Origin of the sequence: [Erwinia] mediterraneensis, from assembly GCF_900604315.1 — a bacterium.
In the GTDB taxonomy this organism is placed as follows: Bacteria; Pseudomonadota; Gammaproteobacteria; order Enterobacterales; family Enterobacteriaceae; genus Pantoea; species Pantoea mediterraneensis_A.
The window spans coordinates 356,049-374,072 of record NZ_LR026978.1; the positions used below are offsets into that span (position 1 = coordinate 356,049).

An 18,024-nucleotide genomic window follows, 5' to 3' on the forward strand; every position below is an offset into this window, starting at 1 on the left:
ACGAAAACCAACGTCCACCGCGCGTAAAAGCACGCAATCTCCCCCTGTTTTATGCATAGAAATCCGCCCACCTGTCATCTTTGGTTATTTTTTGTACGAAAGGTAAATTAAATTAAACAATCGGAGCGGCGTTTCATTGGTTCCGCCCCCGGCCTCGCCTATAATGCTGCGGCAAACCGCCAGCAGCAACGTGCTGCGCTCTGGACGGCGTTTCGCCATTTTTTCCGGGAGAAAAACAATGGAACTGTCTCACTGTACCCTGATGATCGTTGATGACCATCCGCTGATGCGGCGCGGCCTGCGCCAGTTGCTGGAGCAGGAACCTCGCCTGCAGGTCATCGCCGAAGCCAGTACCGGCATGGAGGCGCTGACAATGGCGCGTCAGCTGTTGCCGGACGTGATTTTGCTCGATCTGAATATGAAAGGGATGTCGGGTCTGGAAACCTTAAAGGCGCTGCGCCAGCAGGGCAGCGCGGCACGTGTTCTGATTTTTACCGTTTCTGCCGCCAGCCACGATATCTGTACGCTGGTTGATGCCGGAGCCGATGGCTATTTGTTGAAAGAGAGCGAGCCGGAACCGCTGCTGAGGCAAATTATGCAGGGAGCGGCGGGTGAAAAAGTGTTCAGCCCTCCGGTGCAGCAGGTGCTGGCGACGCGTCAGCAGCGCAGCGATCCTTTCGCTCAACTGACGGCACGCGAGCGTGAGGTGCTGCAACTGGTGGCGCGCGGACAATCAAATAAAGCGATCGCCTGCACGCTGCGTATTTCCGAAGAGACGGTAAAAGTGCATATTCGTCATCTGCTGCGCAAGCTGAAGGTACACTCACGCGTAGCCGCTACGGTATTATGGCTGGAAAGCGGTTATAGCTGACAAGCCGATCGGGAAGAGGCGTGGAGATTTACACTTTCTTCACAATTTCTCCACGTTTCTCTGTTTTGTCCCACGTAGAGTAAGCTACGGCGGGGAAAATAAAACCACACAGTGAACGCAGTCGCCTCCGCCAGCGTGGCCGGGAAGCTTCAACGGACAACGCTGCTGAAAATATAACAATACGCTGAGGAGTGTCGTTTCGATGTCGAAATTTTTTATCGACCGTCCCATTTTTGCCTGGGTACTGGCGATTTTGCTTTGTCTTTGCGGCTCACTGTCGATTATTTATCTGCCCGTTGAACAGTATCCGGATCTTGCTCCACCTAACGTGCGCATCACCGCCAGTTATCCCGGCGCCTCCGCCGAGACGCTGGAAAACACCGTCACGCAGATTATCGAACAGAATATGACCGGCATCGATAATCTGATGTATATGTCCTCCAACAGCAGCAATACCGGTCAGGCGCAGATCAACCTCACCTTTACTGCCGGCACCGATCCTGATGAAGCGCGCCAGCAGGTGCAGAACCAGTTGCAGGTAGCGCTGCGCCAGTTGCCGCAGGCGGTGCAGTCTCAGGGCATCCGCGTCAACAAAACCGGCGACAGCAATATCCTGATGATCGCTTTCGTCTCCACCGATGGCAGCATGGATAAGCAAGATATTGCCGACTATGTCGCCAGTAATATTCAGGATCCCCTCAGCCGTATTGATGGCGTGGGCCAGGTGGATGCCTATGGCACTCAGTACGCCATGCGCATCTGGCTGGATCCCAATAAGCTAATCGCCTATGCGCTGACCACCAGTGATGTCGTCAGCGCCATCGAGGCGCAAAACAACCAGGTGGCGGTAGGCCAGGTAGGCGGCCTGCCCGCCGTGGATAAACAGGCGCTGAATGCCACGGTGAATGCTCAGTCGATGCTGAAGACGCCGGAGCAGTTTCGCGCTATCACGCTGAAAAACAACCCGGACGGCTCGGTGGTGACCTTAGGCGATGTGGCTGAGGTGGCACTGGGAGCCGAAAAGTACGATTACCTCAGCCGTTATAATGGCCAGCCCGCATCGGGACTGGGCGTCAAGCTCGCATCGGGCGCCAATGAGATGAACACCGATAAGCTGGTACGCGCCCGTCTTGAAGAGTTGTCGCACTATTTTCCCCAGGGTCTGGAGGCCAGAGTCGCCTATGAAACTGCGCCCTTCGTAAAAGCCTCGATTACCGACGTGGTACACACGCTGCTGGAAGCGATCCTGCTGGTCTTTCTGGTGATGTATCTGTTCCTGCAAAATTTTCGCGCCACGCTGATCCCCACCATTGCGGTGCCGGTAGTACTGTTCGGCACCTTTGCCGTGCTCTATATCTGCGGTTTCAGTATCAACACCCTGACGATGTTCGCCATGGTGCTGGCTATTGGTCTGCTGGTGGATGACGCCATTGTGGTGGTGGAAAACGTTGAGCGCATCATGAGCGAAGAGGGACTCTCGCCGCGCGCTGCCACCCGCAAATCGATGGGGCAGATTCAGGGCGCGCTGGTGGGGATTACGCTGGTGCTTTCAGCGGTATTTGTGCCCATGGCGTTTTTTGGCGGTACCGTGGGGGCGATTTACCGCCAGTTCTCTATTACCATCGTCTCCGCCATGGTGCTCTCGGTGCTGGTGGCGCTGATCCTTACCCCTGCCCTGTGCGCGACCTTACTCAAACCACTGCCTGCCGATCACCATGCGCGACGCGGCTTTTTTGGCTGGTTTAACCGCCACTTTGTGCGTAACAGCGAACGCTATGAGCGCGGCGTAGGGCGTATTCTGGTTAAAACCGGGCGCTGGCTGCTGCTCTATCTCGCGATTATTGCCCTGATGGCGTTTCTTTTCCTGCGCCTGCCAACCTCTTTTCTGCCCCTTGAGGATCGCGGCATTCTCACCACTCAGGTGCAGTTACCGCCGGGTTCTACCCTGCAGCAAACCGCAAAGGTGGTGGAGCAGGTAGAGCAATATTACCTGACCCGGGAAGCAGATAATGTGTTGTCGGTTTTCGCCACCATCGGCGCCGGACCGGGCGGTAATGGTCAGAATGTGGCGCGCCTGTTTGTGCGCCTGAAGCCCTGGGATGCGCGTCCGGGAGAGGATCGTACCTCTTTTGCCATTATCGAACGGGCAACCCAGGCGTTTCGCCAGATCAAAGAAGCGCGCGTGATTGCCAGCAGCCCTCCCGCCATTAGCGGCATGGGCAACGCCTCAGGGTTCAATCTGCAGCTGCAGGATCATGGCGGCATTGGACATACGAGCATGATGGCGATGCGCGACAGATTACTGGCGCTGGCGGACCAGGATCCGGCGCTGGCGCGGGTACGTCACAATGGCCTTGATGACAGTCCGCAGCTGCAAATTGATGTTGATGAACGCAAGGCGCAGGCGCTCGGCGTCTCCATCACCACCATTAATGACACTCTGACCACCGCCTGGGGATCCACCTATGTGAATGATTTTCTCGACCGTGGCCGGGTGAAAAAAGTGTATGTCCAGGCGGCGCCTGCCTGGCGCATGCTGCCGGATGACATCAACAAGTGGTACGTGCGCAACAACAGCGGCCGTATGGTACCCTTTTCCGCCTTTGCCACCAGCCACTGGGAAACCGGTTCGCCACGTCTGGAACGCTACAACGGCTATTCCTCACTGGAGATTGTAGGCGAGGCCGCTAAAGGCGTCAGCAGCGGCACGGCAATGACGGCGATGGAGCAGCTGGTGCGTCAGCTGCCGCTCGGCGTCGGCTTTGAATGGAGCGGCGCATCTCTACAGGAGCGGCTTTCCGGCGCGCAGGCACCAGCGCTCTACGCCCTCTCGCTGCTGGTGGTCTTTCTCTGTCTGGCGGCGCTCTATGAGAGCTGGTCTATTCCCTTCTCGGTGATGCTGGTGGTGCCGCTGGGGGTCGCTGGCGCGCTGATCGCCACCTGGCTGCGCGGACTGGAAAACGATGTCTATTTTCAGGTGGGCTTGCTGACGGTCATCGGCCTTTCGGCCAAAAACGCAATTCTGATTGTTGAATTTGCCAATGAGATTAACAGCAAGGGCGGCGAGCTGATCGCCGCTACGCTGGCAGCATCACGTCAGCGCCTGCGGCCCATTATTATGACTTCGCTGGCCTTTATCTTTGGCGTCCTGCCAATGGCCATCAGTAGCGGGGCGGGCTCCGGCAGCCAGCATGCGGTAGGCACCGGCGTAATGGGTGGGATGATCTCTGCCACCGTACTGGCTATTTTCTTTGTACCGCTCTTCTTTGTGCTGGTACGACAGCGTTTCCCACTGCGCGATATGCCGCTGGACTGAAACCGCCGATAAAACAAAGGCAGCCATGAAAAATGGCTGCCTTATTGATTTTTTGGTCAGAATTACAGCAAGTTATTAACTGCCCTGCTTTTCTTCTCACGGGTTACTTACGTAACATCGCTTCGATGAATTCTTTCCAGTTTCCCATTTCGGTGTCGATCATACTGCCCTCACTTATAGAGCCACTTATTTTACGCCGTTTTTCATGCTGGTGAATACGTTTTCACCTGTTATCTCTATCGGCAAAAGCAGCAAAATTCTTCACCTTTTTTTGTGTGGGGTGGCGCACACTTTGGCAACCCGCTGGTTCAGCTCAGGAAAAAGGGTGACGGTTTGCGGCACGCTTTTGTGCACCAGGAATATCCTTACTACCCCGCTCATCAGCCAGCAGCAGCTCAAAGCCCCGCATCTGAAAACGCTTTCCTGCCAGCCTGTGATTCTCTGGATCTGTTACAGCCCCTGGAACGACGGTAAAAACCGCCCGCCAGTGATTTCTCGCCACCCGGCGCGCTATGTTAGAATCTGACTAATCAGTGTGTTTTACTTTAATAACAGGAAATTACCATGACTGCGCAGTGGGTGATGTACGGGATAAAAAATTGCGACACGATTAAAAAAGCGCGCCGTTATTTAGAGACAGCGGGCGTTGATTACCGTTTTCACGATTATCGCAGCGATGGTCTGGACGCTGCGCTGCTGCAGGGCTTTATCGATCAGTTCAACTGGCAGGATCTGCTGAATACCCGCGGCACCACCTGGCGCAAGCTGCCGGAAACGGCGCGCGCCAGCATTAAAGATGCCGACAGCGCCAGCCAGCTGATGCTGGCGCAGCCAGCCATTATCAAACGCCCATTGCTCTGCGCGCCGGACGGCTCTATGCTGCTGGGCTTCAGCGAGTCCACTTATCACGCCTTTATTCAGGAGAAGTCATAATATGTTCTGTCCGGTCATTGAGCTGACGCAGCAGCTTATTCGTCGCCCTTCACTCAGCCCCGATGATGCCGGATGTCAGGCGCTGCTGATTGCCCGCCTTGAGGCGATTGGCTTTCAGGTCGAGACGATGAACACAGGCGATACGCAAAATTTCTGGGCGACGCGCGGCCAGGGCGAAACACTGGCGTTTGCAGGCCATACCGATGTGGTGCCTGCCGGCGAGGTCAGCCGCTGGATCAATCCACCGTTTGAACCCACGATCCGCGATGGCATGCTGTTTGGTCGTGGTGCGGCAGATATGAAAGGCTCGCTGGCCGCGATGGTGGTGGCCGCAGAACGTTTTGTCAGTGCCAATCCGCATCATAAAGGACGTCTGGCCTTTCTGATCACCTCTGATGAAGAAGCCAGCGCCGCCAATGGCACGGTAAAAGTGGTGGAGCGCCTGATGGCGCGCAATGAGCGCCTGGATTACTGTCTGGTTGGCGAGCCCTCCAGCACCGAAGTGGTGGGTGATGTGGTAAAAAATGGTCGCCGCGGTTCTGTTACTGCGAACCTGACGATCCATGGCGTACAGGGGCACGTCGCCTATCCGCATCTGGCCGATAATCCTGTGCACCGGGTGATGCCTGCGCTAAATGAACTGGTGGCCACCGAATGGGACAAGGGTAATGAATTTTTCCCACCCACCAGTATGCAGATTGCCAATATTCAGGCGGGTACCGGCAGCAACAACGTTATCCCCGGCGACTGCTTTGTGCAGTTTAACTTTCGCTTCAGCACCGAACTGACCGATCAGGATATCCGTAGTCGCGTAGAGGCGTTGCTGGAACGTCATCAGCTACGTTATACGCTGGAATGGAAACTTTCAGGCCAGCCGTTTCTGACCCAACGCGGCAAGCTGGTGGATGCCGTGGTGAATGCGGTAGCGCACTATAATGAAATTAAGCCCCAGCTGTTAACCACTGGCGGCACCTCTGATGGCCGCTTTATTGCGCGCATGGGGGCGCAGGTGGTGGAACTGGGACCGGTTAACGCCACGATTCACAAAATCAATGAGTGCGTAAAGGCGTCCGATTTGCAGCTGCTGAGCCGTATGTACCAGCGCATTATGGAACAGCTGATCGCCTGAGGGCGCACTCCAGGAGCAGGCAAATGGAATGGTTAAAAGAGTACTGGTGGATCCTTGTGATTCTGCTGATGGTCGGCGTGTTGATGAATGTTTATAAAGATCTGAAACGCATCGACCATAAAAAGTTTATGGAAAACAGACCGGAACTGCCGCCACATCGTGATTTCAACGACAAGTGGGACGACGAAGACGACTGGCCGAAGAAAAAATAGCCATCCGCAAAGGCTCCCTCGCCAGCGCGAGGGAGTTTTACATCATCACAATCACATCATCGCCGGGCTTCGCCCCGCCCAGCGCCTCGTCAAAATAGCGCCGCGGAATGGTATAGCGCAAATGGTCAAGCGCCAGCTTCATGCTGCGATCGTCAATGGCATGAGGCAGATCCTCCACAATATCCAGCGTAACATCACCGCCCAGCGCCGTCAGGCGTTGTGCCGCCTCTTGCGCATAGTGTGACGGTACTTTCTCATCATATTCGCCGTGGATCAGGTGGATGGTCGTCAGGGTAGTTGCCTGCTCCGGCAGGGTGATATAGCGCCCGCTGAAGGCGACCACCCGGCCCGCCAGTTCCGGCTGTGCCTTAATGCCTTCCAGCACCATGGTACTGCCCTGTGAAAAGCCGACCAGTGCGGTGGCTTCCGGTTTGACGTTACTCTGCTGCTGCCAGTAACGTACCGTTTCCATAAATTCGGGCATCACCGCATCGATGCGCTGCTGTAAGCTAACGTCGTGGATATCCGTTTCTGCGTACCACTGGCGTCCCGGCGGCGGACCGCTCGGTTGCGGCGCGCCCACCGATACCACCTGCGCCTGTGGAAATGCCCGGGCGAACCAGCTACCGATTTGCCCCATCGCATCAGGATTGTCGCCGGTGCCGTGATAAAGCAGGAAAAGCTGCGCAGCGGGCTGTGCCGGCTGCTGAACGATTACGTATTGAGATGTCATTGTGGCCTCCGCGTTTCACTATACGCTCGTGCCATCTGCGGCATAGCGAGAAAATTTGAACAACTCAGGGCAATTTATTGCATTGCCATCAGCTGCTGTTGCATGGCTTCGGCCCGCTTGTTATCCAGCAGGATTAACGCCTGAGCCGTTTCCTGACGTAACTGCGCCGTCAGCGCTTTGCGGCCACTGAGGCCGAAACGTTGTACTACCGCGCTGACTGACTGCTTTTCGCCTACCCTGGCACTGAGCAGCGGTAACGTCAGCGGACGCGTCTGCAGCAGTCGCCAGAGCGCGGCATAGCTGGCTTCAAATGGCCGCTGCGCCCAGGCAAAGCCTGCCGCCTCCCACCAGTCGTCATCCGTAAAGCTTATCTCACTGCCATCAGAAATCACCGGCCCTGCGGCAATCGGCGGCGCCAGCAGCGGCCAGTCACGCGCCAGACGCCGCGTGGCCTGCTGCTGCAGCGCCTCGCCTGCCGGCGTGAGCGCGCGTATCGCCATCGCCGCATAGCAGCCGCTGCTCGCTTCACGCTGGCTGCCGATACGCACCAGGGAAAAACCACAGGCGCGCCAGAAAACCCAGAGAGCCTCAGTATAGCCAAAGCTGACCGACAGGTAGTCACAACCCCCGGCGGCGTCGCTGGCGGCTCTGACCAGCGCCCGGCCTGTTCCCTGCCGACGCTGTTCTGCCGCCACCGCAATGCGGCTGATGCGCCGCGATCGCAGCGTCGCCGCTTCCGGAAAGCCGGCATGCGCCGCCAGCGACTGCGCCACCAGATTACCGCGCGGACGGCGCGTCCCTGCCCACACTGCCTGCGCCAGCGTCGGGGCAAGGCCACCCTCGTCCACCAGCCAGAGCGCCCCCTGCAGCCCTTGCGTCTCCCCCGCCAGCCAGAACTGCATACCAGGCGCATCCATCATGCGCCGCAGGTCCAGCGGTGAAGTGCGATAGTGCGCGCTTGCCAGCAGGCGATACGCTGCCGCCAGCGAATCAGGCTGCGTCAGCCATGACTTCTGGTCTATGCGCCGCACAGAGGTCGCGCTGGCGGCACACGGCAGCGCGGCATCCTCGAACAGCAACAGCTTATTCACCAGCGCTTCCAGCGGATCCTGACGCGACCAGCGTAGTGGCTCATCAAGGGTAAAATGACGCACCCCGTTCAGGCCGGCACAGAATTTCAGCATAAAGCCGCGCCCGGTGCCCTCGTAGCCCTGCACCGTGGTGGTTAACAACACACGCGGGAAGCGCTCAACCAGTTGCTGCAGCAGGGGAGCCGGAATGGCGGCGGCCTCATCCACAATCAGCCAGTCAAAGGGTAAGTTGTCGTGACAGGCCAGAATGGCGTCCGGCGCCATAAAGCGGAATCTCTGCGCGGCGAAGTCAGCCAGCACCGTGGTGGAGACCCGGGCGGGCGCAGTCACCAGGCAGTTGTCCTGCTGTTTTGCCAGCATCCCCGCCAGCGCCGATTTGCCGCGGCCGCGCGGGGCGGTGATTACCGCCACCCCTGCGGGCATCTCCATCAGCTGCTGCAGGATCGCCTGCTGTTGCTGCGATGCCTGGCAGCGCCACCCTGGCAAGGGCGGCAATGGTGAGAGATGCAACGGCTGATGCTGACGCTGCAACACGACCTGCGTATCGGCCAGCAATGTGGCCTGCAGATGATGAACAAAATTCGGCGTCGCGATGGCCTGCGCCACATCCGCCCAGCGCAGGCTGTCTTCATCGATCTGCTGCGGCCAGCGCGCCCAGGGCGGCGTGAGCAGCAACAGCCAGCTGCCTGCGCGCAGCGTTCCGCTCAAGGCGGCAAAAGCTTCGGCATGAAAGGCTGAGCGAGCATCAAAAATGGCGTGCAGGAACTCCTGGCCCAGCAGGTTACGCAGCGCGGCAGGCGCACAGTGCGGCGCTGAGGAGAGCGGCTGCTCACTAACGGTGATCCAGTCGCCAGCCAGCGCATTTTGCCATTGGGCGGCGGCGTGCAGACACCATTGCGCGTCGCCGCTGATCACACACAGGCGGCGTATGCCTGCGCGCTGCATCGCCTGCTGGATATCAGACTGCATCAGCGGCTGGAGAAGGTGTCACACTGGCCCGGGTTTCCGCTGTCAAAGCCACGTTTGAACCAGCTGTAGCGTTGCTCTGAGGTGCCATGGGTAAAGCTGTCCGGCACCACGCGCCCCTGGCTCTGCTGCTGCAACTTATCATCGCCAATCGCCTGCGCGGCGTTTAGCGCCTCCTGCAGATCGCCCGTTTCCAGAATATTTTGCTGCTCCATATTCCGTCCCCAGACGCCGGCGAAGCAGTCCGCCTGCAGTTCCATCTTCACCGACAGCTGATTAATCTGCGTCTGGCTGGCGCCCTGCTGCATCTGACGCACCTTAGGCTCAATGCCTAACAGCTTCTGTACGTGATGCCCTACTTCATGGGCGATAACGTAGCCCTGAGCGAAATCGCCATCAGCCCCCAGCTGGGACTTCATCTCGTCATAGAAGGAGAGATCGATATACACCGTCTGATCCGCCGGGCAGTAGAACGGGCCCATCACCGACTGGCCGGTGCCGCAGCCGGTACGGGTGGCGCCGCGATACATCACCAGCTTAGGCGCGGCATAGGTTTTTCCCATCTGCTGAAACAGGTTATCCCAGGTATCTTCCGTCGTGGCGAGGATCACCGAGGTGAATTTTGCGGCCTCATCATCCTGCGGACTGATGCTGCGCTGCTGCGAAGAAGGTGCTGGCGTCCCGCCGCCGGTGAGCAACGGCGTCAGATCGTAGCCATAATAGCCAGCCACAGCGACGATAATTAACAGGATAATGCCGCCTTTGCCCCGGGGCAGTGGAATGCGTCCACCACCGATACCGGAAGATTGTCCGCGACGATCTTCCACATTGTCGCTTTCGCGACGCCCTTGCCAACGCATCTGCTGCTCCTGCTTTTTTCGCTGTAATCTGATGATTTTAGTTGGATGGCGGGATAACTACCAGCGCGGGAAGAGAATGAAAAAGGAGAGCCGTGGCTCTCCCTTGTGTTGCGCAGCGGCGATAAGGGCTTAGTCGAGCTTGACGCCCAGGCGGTGTGCCACCGCTTCATACGCCTCGATCACCCCGCCCAGACTCTGGCGGAAGCGGTCTTTGTCCATTTTTTCGAGGGTCTTTTTATCCCAGAGACGGGCACCATCGGGCGAGAACTCGTCACCCAGCACCACTTCCCCTTTGAACAGGCCAAACTCCAGCTTGAAATCCACCAGGATCAGACCGGCATCGTCAAACAGTTTGCTCAGCACGTCGTTCGCTTTGTAAGTCAGCTCACGCATGCGCGCCAGATTCTCTTTGCTTACCCAGCCAAAGGTTTCGCAGTAGGACTCGTTGACCATCGGGTCATGTTTGGCATCATCTTTGAGAAAAAGATCGAACAGCGGCGGATTGAGGATCATGCCCTCTTCCACGCCCAGACGCTTCACCAGCGAGCCAGCCGCACGGTTACGTACGACGCATTCAACCGGCACCATCTCCAGTTTTTTTACCAGCGCTTCATTATCAGACAGCAGCGCCTCCATCTGAACAGGAATGCCCGCTTCCTGCAGTTTGGTCATGATAAAATGGTTAAATTTGTTGTTTACCATTCCTTTACGATCAAACTGCTCAATCCGTGCCCCGTCACCTGCTGACGTATCATTGCGGAATTCAAGTATCAGCAGATCCGGATTGTCGGTGCTGTATACGGTTTTCGCTTTACCGCGATACAACTCAGCTCGCTTTTGCATCTTGTTAACTCCAAACATGAAAGAACTGGCCAGCGGCCCTGTGCCGCTGCGGCTGGCGTGACGCAAACGTTTACCTCGCCGCGCGCTATTATGCCAAAGAATGAAAAAAAAGGCCGGAGAATCTCCGGCCTGAGGCAATTTATTTGTTCAGCGCGCCCTGGAACACAGCTACCAGCGCATCGTTCTGCGACTGCGTCAGCACATGTCCTTTGGGATCGATAAACTGCAGACTGCTGCGGTTATCCAGATCGCCCACCTGCAGTTTGTAATCGCCATTCGGCAACTCCGGGTTCTGCGCTCCTATTTCTTCCCAGGTACTGTCGCCTGGCGCTTTATAGGTCACGTTAAGGCTGCCCTGCGAGCGATTGCTGTCGTTGATGGTCATGCCGACGCGTTTCAGTGCATCCGGCAGGCGCTGCCAGGTCACGTTAAACGGTGTACGCAGTACCAGCAACGGCAATCCGGTATCGTCAGCCCCACTCTGCACATCAATCTGCGCGCTGGTGCCACCCGCTGCGGCGTTCTGGTTGGCGGTATCGATCTTATCGAGACCAGTGCTGATATCGTTCATCATCTGCGCGGTATAACGCTGGATCTGCGCCGGAGAGGTCACGCTATTACCCGCCTGCTGCAGTTCCAGCAGACGAACCGTCAGCACCTGCTGATAGTTCTGTGACTGAACACTGATCTGATAACGCCCACGATACTGGTTATCTTCGTCGGCACGGTTCCATTCTACCCAGTCAGTGGTCAGCTGCTGCCCGGCATCGTTGCGCTGTGCAACAGGGAACTTATATGACTGAATAACATTAGTGACCTGCGGCCAGACAGAACCGCGGCTGCTCTCAATCATCAGTACGCCGGTATTTCCGGAGAATTGCGCGCGCGTACCGTTCATCAGCGCCAGCGGCTGGGCTGGTGGGCGGATATCCAGTTCTTTACCAAACGCGCCTTTTACGCCGGCGCGCGGCACATCATAATCGCCGTTCTGCAGCGGCAGAATGGTGCCTGCCGGCGCTTTAAGATCCTGTAATTCACGGGTCTGCAGGTAACTTTCATCACCGCTGACCTGACGCTTATAACGCTGATCGTTCGAACATGCCGCCAGCAGCATCAGGGTGGATAACCCCACCACCCTGACGACCGTTGACCTCTTTACTGAGTAACTCATTAAAACTCCCTAATTTATCGCAGACCCGCGTCAACCAGTGCCTGTGCCACTTTGGGTTGCGCCTGTGCCGTCAACGGCGTCATCGGCAGGCGCAGCGTGTCGTTCGCGATTAATCCCAGCTGTTTTGCCGCCCATTTCACTGGGATCGGATTGGGTTCACAGAAAAGCGTCTGGTGCAGATGCATCAGGCGCTGATTCAGGCGACGCGCCTCAGCAAAATTGCCCTGCTGAGCCAGCGTACAAAGCTCGACCATCTCGCGCGCGGCAATATTTGCCGTCACGGAGATCACGCCTTTACCGCCCAGTTGCATAAAGTCCAGGGCCGAGGCGTCATCGCCGCTAACCAGAATGAACTTATCATCAACCAGCTCTTGGATCTGGCTTACACGCGATAAGTTCCCGGTCGCCTCTTTGATGCCGATAATATTGTCGATTTCAGCGAGGCGCGCCACAGTTTCCGGCAGCATGTCACAACCGGTACGCGAAGGGACATTGTAAAGCATCTGCGGCAGAGAGGTACTTTCGGCTATCGCTTTAAAGTGCTGATACAACCCTTCCTGCGTCGGACGGTTGTAATACGGCGTGACGGTCAGGCAACCCACCACCCCGGAATTTTCGAAACGTTTGGTCAGAGAGATCCCTTCTGAGGTGGCATTCGCGCCGGTTCCGGCAATCACCGGAATACGTCCGTCGGCCAGTTCCAGCGTCATCATCACGACAGCGCCATGCTCTTCATGGCTCAGAGTGGCGGATTCACCGGTCGTACCCACAGAAACAATCGCTGCGGTGCCACTGGCGATATGGTAATCAATCAGTTTTTTCAGACTCGCACGGTCAACATTACCTTTGTCATCCATTGGCGTAACGAGTGCAACAATACTTCCCGTGAACATTGGCGATCCCCTCGACAAACAAGTGCTTCATGGTACGTTTTACGTCTGGTGAAAAGCAAGCGAGCCACACCATAACCGCGCTTGTCAGCAGTTTTTTTTATGTTTACCTTATGGTTATTAGCGAATGAACAGGACACGCCATTTTGCCGCAATCACAGCCCCATCATCTGGTCATCACCGCGCTTGGCGTTGACCGTCCGGGTATCGTCAACACCATTACCCGTCATGTCAGCAGCTGCGGTTGTAATATTGAAGACAGCCGCCTGGCGATGCTGGGTGATGAATTTACTTTTATCATGCTGTTATCAGGCAGCTGGAACGCCATTACGCTGATTGAATCCACGCTGCCGCTGAAGGGCGCGGAGCTGGAGTTGCTGATTGTCATGAAGCGCACCAGGGCCAGAGCGCGTCCGCCCATGCCTGCTACCGTGATTGTCCAGGTAGAGGTGGCCGACTCGCCGCACATTATTGAGCGCTTTACCGACCTGTTTGATAAACATGAGATGAATATCGCGGAGCTGGTTTCGCGCATCAAACCAGCACAGGCCACGCAGCCGCCACTGCTCTATATTCAGATGACGGCACACAGTCCGGCCAGCGCCGAAGGCTCCACCATCGAACAGGCGTTTAACCATTTATGTAGCGAACTGAATGCGCAGGGCACCATCAGGCTGTACAGCGTGATGGATGATGATGCCGTTGCAGCAGCCAGCCTGAGCAGTACCCCTTAGCGACGCGTCGCCCTGGGGTTAATTTTCCACCTGGCCTTATGCCGTGCGTTGCTGCCGGGCTATGTGGTGAAATATCCCTGAGGTGATAATCCATCTGGCACTTTGCAGCCTGATGGTGTATTACCCACAGCAGAGAAAAAAAATGGAGAGTAGTGATGAATCCACTGAAAGCCGGTGATATTGCACCGAAATTTAGCTTGCCCGATCAGGACGGCGAACAAGTAAATTTGACCGACTTCCAGGGACAGCGCGTTCTGGTTTACTTCTATCCGAAGGCCATGACGCCAGGTTGTACCGCACAGGCTTGCGGCCTGCGGGATAACATGGATGAGTTGAAAAAAGCGGGCGTGGAAGTCCTGGGGATCAGCACCGATAAGCCGGAAAAACTATCGCGCTTTGCCGAGAAAGAGCTACTGAACTTCACGTTACTCTCTGATGAAGATCATCAGGTCAGCGAGCTGTTTGGCGTCTGGGGCGAGAAAACTTTTATGGGTAAAACCTATGACGGTATTCATCGCATCAGCTTCCTGATCGGCACCGACGGGAAAGTGGAAAAAGTCTTCGACGATTTTAAAACCGCCAACCATCACGATATCGTGCTGGATTACCTGGCTTCAGCCTGAATGCGCAAAGGGCGTGGTGACCTGTTGAAACCGCGCCCTTTATTTCATCTTAGCCCCCCCCGGCTCCTGCGGGGCGCTGTTACAGGGGCATCAATGTATAGCCCTGATGCTCCAGTGTGGTGATGGTGACCAGACTGGACAGCGCGCGCGTTACTGAGCTGTCCACCCAGCCGAACGGATAACGATGTCCGGCCACCGCCTGATCGCAGACCGTTACCGTTACGCCCGCCTCACGTAGTTTTCTGAACAGCGGAAGATTAGGGTTATCGACCCCGTAAATGGCGCGATAATGCGCATTATCCAGCACAATCGGCGTGGCATTGCCGGCAATGGCGACCACAAAGCTGAGTTGTGAAAGCGGCACCCCGGAATCCACATAGAGATTAACGGTGCGCGCAACCCGATCCAGCGCATGGCTGACTTTCTGCGGCGTGATCTTGCCCTGTTCAATCTGAAACACCACTTTGTAGTGCTGGCCCCTGTCGGGATGAAAGGCGCTGTTGGCTTCCGTATGGATCGGGCCATAGCCCTGAATGGTAGGGGTCTGCCAGAACCCGGCGGCTGCGGCCGGTGGGGGATCGATCATTCGTTTTAAGCGATCGTACGCCTGAGGCGCTTTTAGCGTTATCAGCGTGGTGATAACGGCAACGGTGGCGCTGATTACCGTGGTACGCATCAGTTTCTCCTGTTCTACAACAAAGCGCGCCCACCAGGGCACGCTGAAGTCAGGGTTACAGCATCAGAAAGGCATAACCTTCGTTTTGTAAGGTAGCAACGGTGGTACCGCTGGATAAGGTATGGGTGATCATCGGGTCAATCCACTCGCGCTGCAGATGGTGGAAGGCCACCGACTGGTCGCAAATCGAGACTTCAATGCCCGCTTTTTTCAGTTCGCCAATCAGCTTCAGATTAGGGTTATCCACGCCGTAGGTTTTACGAAACTGCTCATTGGTCAGCGCGGCGGGTACCGCATCGCTGTTAATGGAAACAACAAATTTCAGCTGATCGAGCGGGACGCCCGCAGCGTAATAAAGATTAGTCACACGCGCCACGCGTTCCAGACCTAAATTGGGCTGACGAATATCGCCTTCACTTCGGTTAATCTGGAAAACAATTTTATTACTCAGGCCTGGCGTCATACCGGGATTAAATGCGGGCGTATCCACGAAATGTATTTTTCCATATCCTTCAATGGCTGGCGTACTCCAGAAATCTGCGGGCTCACTGGGTTGCTCACTGAATTTCCCGCTGACTTTATTAATCATTTCCGGTAACTCTAAAACATTGCCGCCAATAAAACCGGCAACAGCTGCTACCACAATATACGCCGCTGGACGCATAATCTGTTCTCCTGCCTGAGGTGATAAATAGGGTGTGGCTGTTCTCTCTGCAGCCTGGTGTCGCGCTGACAAGCGCTTTCTGACCCATCCCTTCAGCGTCAATGCCTGCTTGCGCATTGCTGCATGGAAGCAATTTTTCAGCGCACCCGTTTGCAGAGGCTTTTATCTATAACACAGAGAACTCACTTCACACGGCGCACATTATTGGCCTGCAGCGGCACGCCTCTTTTTTAATCCTCAGATGTAAGAGAATTTAATCACTCGCATTAATTGTGGCGGGAAATTAATTATGGGGCTCACTGGCGCTGTTTATTATTCTTCGCCCCTGAGAGAATATAAGGGGCTCATCTTCATTTACAGCCAGAGGAAAATAAAAACAATTGCTCACAACTGGCATAACGATAAAAATTTTTTATTTTCACTCTGGTTGTGTTGTTAACATTTCAGCGCTTTTTTCAGAGTATGCTTAGACAAAAAACATGCCACGTTCAGTTTTTTTGAGTAACTTTACTTAACTTTAAATTGTGTGTGTCACCGGTGCGCTTATCATGCGGCGATCTACATCAAATTTTTCAGTTATGAGAGTTTAACCACTGCACAACCTGATTAACCGGTGCTCTGATAGCCGTGCGGATGAAATTATCGCCATCGGGTCAGGCGATTTTGCAGACGCGCAACCGGCGCAGCCCTGTCACCGCAGGTAAAAGAAAAGCCTGCGATTCCTTTCTCATCAGGCTGTGGTTAAGATAGGTGCAACACGCACAACGCCCGAATAAAAAGCCGCCTCTTTATGACGCAGACGGCGCCCATCAGGTCAATGTTACAGGATCAAGGCATGCATAACCGGTTTAAAAAAACGCTGCTGGCTGCGCTTATCACAACGCTGAGTCTTACCGCCGTCTTGCCCGCGCATGCTGACATTACCGATTCGTTACCTGATATAGGCACTACCGCAGGCTCTACGCTGTCGATCAATCAGGAACTGCAAATGGGCGACTTTTATGTGCGTCAGCTGCGCGCCAGCGCCCCTCTGATTAATGACCCGTTGCTGAACCAGTATATTGACCAGCTCGGACAGAGTCTGGTGGCACATGCCGACTCGGTGCGCACGCCGTTCCACTTTTTCCTTATTCAGAATGATGAGCTGAACGCTTTTGCCTTTTTTGGCGGCAATGTGGTGCTGCACGCGGCGCTGTTCCGCTATGCCGATAATGAAAGCCAGCTCGCCTCGGTGGTCGCGCATGAGATATCACACGTCACCCAGCGCCATCTGGCGCGTGCTATGGAGGATCAGAAACGTAACGCCCCCCTGACCTGGGTAGGAGCGCTGGGTTCTATTCTGCTGGCGATGGCGAACCCACAGGCGGGCATGGCGGCGCTGACCGGCACCCTGGCAGGCACCCGTCAGGGGATGATCAGTTTTACCCAGGGGAATGAACAGGAAGCCGACCGTATCGGCATTCAGGTGCTGCAGCGCGCCGGTTACGATCCGCAGGCGATGCCCAACTTCCTGCAAAAGCTGGCGGATCAGAGCCGTTTTTCCTCTAAACCGCCGGAAATCCTGCTTACCCACCCGCTTCCCGACAGCCGTCTGGCCGATGCGCGCAACCGCGCAAACCAGATGCGGGCGCGGACGTCCTCCTCGTCGGCCGATTTCTATCTGGCCAAAGTGCGGGTGTTGGGCATGTATGCCACAGGCCAGAACCAGCTGACCGACGACCTGCTGGAACAGTATGCTAAAGGCAACAGCCGTGAACAGCTGGCCGCCCGGTATGGCAAGGCGCTGCAATTTTTACAGGCGAAGAATTTCGCTGATGCTAAAAAGATTATTGAGCCGCTGCTGGCCAAACAGCCGGATAACGTCTGGTTGCTCGACATTATGACCGACATCGATATTGGCCTGAATCAGCCGCAGCAGGCGGCAAGGCGACTGGCAGCTCTGGCGAGCAACAACCAGAGTCCCGTTATCCAGCTGAACCTGGCTAACGCCTGGGTCGAGGCGAAACAGCCGGCTAATGCCATCCGCGTGCTCAATCGCTACACCTGGGCGCATCGTGACGATCCCAACGGCTGGGAGCTGCTGGCCCAGGCGGCTGCGGCCCAGGGACTGCGCGATGAAGAGCTGTCGGCACGCGCTGAAGGTTTAGCCCTGCATGGTCAGCTTGATCAGGCGATTACCGCGCTGAGCAGCGCCAGCGCGACGGTGCCGCTCGGCAGCCTGAAGCAGGCGCGCTACGACGCGCGTATTGACCAGCTGCGCCATCTGCAACAGCGTTTTCGCCAGTATCAGAAAGGGTAAGCGTGACGGAATG

At 56.2% G+C, this 18,024-nt stretch carries 17 protein-coding genes; 8 read left to right on the forward strand and 9 right to left on the reverse strand.

Features of this window, described 5'->3' with window-relative positions:
* The first annotated feature begins 238 nt into the window (after positions 1–238).
* Complete coding sequence (locus E0E17_RS01580) at positions 239–871, forward strand: response regulator (protein ID WP_130830980.1); 633 nt, start codon at positions 239–241, stop codon at positions 869–871.
* Positions 872–1,073: 202 nt separating this feature from the next.
* Positions 1,074–4,187 (forward strand): multidrug efflux RND transporter permease AcrD, encoded by a 3,114-nt coding sequence (gene acrD / locus E0E17_RS01585; protein WP_130830981.1) that lies wholly within the window; start codon positions 1,074–1,076, stop codon positions 4,185–4,187.
* A gap of 103 nt (positions 4,188–4,290) precedes the next feature.
* Here the strand turns inward: acrD and ypfM are convergent, their stop codons facing one another.
* Entirely contained in the window at positions 4,291–4,350 is a 60-nt protein-coding gene (gene ypfM / locus E0E17_RS20575; protein WP_165446248.1) for a protein YpfM, read from the reverse strand.
* A 401-nt stretch (positions 4,351–4,751) separates the two neighbouring features.
* Here ypfM and E0E17_RS01590 point away from each other — a divergent pair, with 401 nt between their 5' ends.
* Genes E0E17_RS01590 through E0E17_RS01600 form a run of 3 tightly spaced genes read left to right on the forward strand, consistent with a single transcriptional unit; the run spans position 4,752 to position 6,461 of the window.
* Complete coding sequence (locus tag E0E17_RS01590) at positions 4,752–5,120, forward strand: ArsC family reductase (protein WP_130830982.1); 369 nt, start codon at positions 4,752–4,754, stop codon at positions 5,118–5,120.
* 1 nt (position 5,121) lies between these two features.
* A complete protein-coding gene (dapE, locus tag E0E17_RS01595) occupies positions 5,122–6,249 on the forward strand; it encodes a succinyl-diaminopimelate desuccinylase (protein ID WP_130830983.1) in 1,128 nt (375 codons plus the stop codon).
* A 23-nt stretch (positions 6,250–6,272) separates the two neighbouring features.
* On the forward strand, positions 6,273–6,461 hold the full coding sequence (locus E0E17_RS01600) for a YpfN family protein (RefSeq protein WP_130830984.1): 189 nt from the start codon (positions 6,273–6,275) through the stop codon (positions 6,459–6,461).
* A 37-nt stretch (positions 6,462–6,498) separates the two neighbouring features.
* Here the strand turns inward: E0E17_RS01600 and ypfH are convergent, their stop codons facing one another.
* From ypfH to dapA, 6 genes are all read right to left on the reverse strand, one after another.
* Positions 6,499–7,194, reverse strand: coding sequence for an esterase (gene ypfH, locus E0E17_RS01605; protein WP_130830985.1), 696 nt, complete (start codon positions 7,192–7,194; stop codon positions 6,499–6,501).
* A 74-nt stretch (positions 7,195–7,268) separates the two neighbouring features.
* A complete protein-coding gene (locus E0E17_RS01610) occupies positions 7,269–9,254 on the reverse strand; it encodes a tRNA(Met) cytidine acetyltransferase TmcA (RefSeq protein WP_237680749.1) in 1,986 nt (661 codons plus the stop codon).
* On the reverse strand, positions 9,254–10,111 hold the full coding sequence (ypfJ, locus tag E0E17_RS01615; RefSeq protein WP_130830986.1) for a KPN_02809 family neutral zinc metallopeptidase: 858 nt from the start codon (positions 10,109–10,111) through the stop codon (positions 9,254–9,256). The genes E0E17_RS01610 and ypfJ overlap by 1 nt, the downstream gene beginning before the upstream one ends.
* A 129-nt stretch (positions 10,112–10,240) precedes the next feature.
* Positions 10,241–10,954, reverse strand: a complete 714-nt coding sequence (gene purC, locus E0E17_RS01620) for a phosphoribosylaminoimidazolesuccinocarboxamide synthase (protein ID WP_130830987.1) — start codon at positions 10,952–10,954, stop codon at positions 10,241–10,243.
* A gap of 139 nt (positions 10,955–11,093) precedes the next feature.
* A complete protein-coding gene (gene bamC, locus E0E17_RS01625) occupies positions 11,094–12,125 on the reverse strand; it encodes an outer membrane protein assembly factor BamC (protein WP_130830988.1) in 1,032 nt (343 codons plus the stop codon).
* 14 nt (positions 12,126–12,139) lie between these two features.
* A complete protein-coding gene (gene dapA, locus E0E17_RS01630) occupies positions 12,140–13,018 on the reverse strand; it encodes a 4-hydroxy-tetrahydrodipicolinate synthase (RefSeq protein ID WP_130830989.1) in 879 nt (292 codons plus the stop codon).
* 143 nt (positions 13,019–13,161) lie between these two features.
* On the opposite strand from dapA, the gene E0E17_RS01635 reads away from it, so the two are divergent.
* Both E0E17_RS01635 and bcp read left to right on the forward strand, forming a co-directional pair.
* Entirely contained in the window at positions 13,162–13,749 is a 588-nt protein-coding gene (locus tag E0E17_RS01635) for a glycine cleavage system transcriptional repressor (protein ID WP_130830990.1), read from the forward strand.
* A 155-nt stretch (positions 13,750–13,904) separates the two neighbouring features.
* Positions 13,905–14,372 (forward strand): thioredoxin-dependent thiol peroxidase, encoded by a 468-nt coding sequence (bcp, locus tag E0E17_RS01640; protein WP_130830991.1) that lies wholly within the window; start codon positions 13,905–13,907, stop codon positions 14,370–14,372.
* Between the two features lie 79 nt (positions 14,373–14,451).
* Here the strand turns inward: bcp and E0E17_RS01645 are convergent, their stop codons facing one another.
* Together E0E17_RS01645 and E0E17_RS01650 are read right to left on the reverse strand one after the other, a co-directional pair.
* Positions 14,452–15,048, reverse strand: a complete 597-nt coding sequence (locus E0E17_RS01645; RefSeq protein WP_207302034.1) for a DsrE family protein — start codon at positions 15,046–15,048, stop codon at positions 14,452–14,454.
* 55 nt (positions 15,049–15,103) lie between these two features.
* Positions 15,104–15,712, reverse strand: coding sequence for a DsrE family protein (locus tag E0E17_RS01650; RefSeq protein WP_130830992.1), 609 nt, complete (start codon positions 15,710–15,712; stop codon positions 15,104–15,106).
* 835 nt (positions 15,713–16,547) lie between these two features.
* On the opposite strand from E0E17_RS01650, the gene bepA reads away from it, so the two are divergent.
* On the forward strand, positions 16,548–18,011 hold the full coding sequence (gene bepA / locus E0E17_RS01655) for a beta-barrel assembly-enhancing protease (RefSeq protein WP_130830993.1): 1,464 nt from the start codon (positions 16,548–16,550) through the stop codon (positions 18,009–18,011).
* The last annotated feature ends 13 nt before the right edge of the window (positions 18,012–18,024 follow it).

Bases quoted from the DNA above. Each gene is read 5' to 3' on its own strand.
- E0E17_RS01580 (WP_130830980.1), top strand. From the start codon at position 239: ATGGAACTGTCTCACTGTACCCTGATGATCGTTGATGACCATCCGCTG.
- acrD (WP_130830981.1), top strand. From the start codon at position 1,074: ATGTCGAAATTTTTTATCGACCGTCCCATTTTTGCCTGGGTACTGGCG.
- E0E17_RS01590 (WP_130830982.1), top strand. From the start codon at position 4,752: ATGACTGCGCAGTGGGTGATGTACGGGATAAAAAATTGCGACACGATT.
- dapE (WP_130830983.1), top strand. From the start codon at position 5,122: ATGTTCTGTCCGGTCATTGAGCTGACGCAGCAGCTTATTCGTCGCCCT.
- E0E17_RS01600 (WP_130830984.1), top strand. From the start codon at position 6,273: ATGGAATGGTTAAAAGAGTACTGGTGGATCCTTGTGATTCTGCTGATG.
- ypfH (WP_130830985.1), bottom strand. From the start codon at position 7,194: ATGACATCTCAATACGTAATCGTTCAGCAGCCGGCACAGCCCGCTGCG.
- E0E17_RS01610 (WP_237680749.1), bottom strand. From the start codon at position 9,254: ATGCAGTCTGATATCCAGCAGGCGATGCAGCGCGCAGGCATACGCCGC.
- ypfJ (WP_130830986.1), bottom strand. From the start codon at position 10,111: ATGCGTTGGCAAGGGCGTCGCGAAAGCGACAATGTGGAAGATCGTCGC.
- purC (WP_130830987.1), bottom strand. From the start codon at position 10,954: ATGCAAAAGCGAGCTGAGTTGTATCGCGGTAAAGCGAAAACCGTATAC.
- bamC (WP_130830988.1), bottom strand. From the start codon at position 12,125: ATGAGTTACTCAGTAAAGAGGTCAACGGTCGTCAGGGTGGTGGGGTTA.
- dapA (WP_130830989.1), bottom strand. From the start codon at position 13,018: ATGTTCACGGGAAGTATTGTTGCACTCGTTACGCCAATGGATGACAAA.
- bcp (WP_130830991.1), top strand. From the start codon at position 13,905: ATGAATCCACTGAAAGCCGGTGATATTGCACCGAAATTTAGCTTGCCC.
- E0E17_RS01645 (WP_207302034.1), bottom strand. From the start codon at position 15,048: ATGCGTACCACGGTAATCAGCGCCACCGTTGCCGTTATCACCACGCTG.
- E0E17_RS01650 (WP_130830992.1), bottom strand. From the start codon at position 15,712: ATGCGTCCAGCGGCGTATATTGTGGTAGCAGCTGTTGCCGGTTTTATT.
- bepA (WP_130830993.1), top strand. From the start codon at position 16,548: ATGCATAACCGGTTTAAAAAAACGCTGCTGGCTGCGCTTATCACAACG.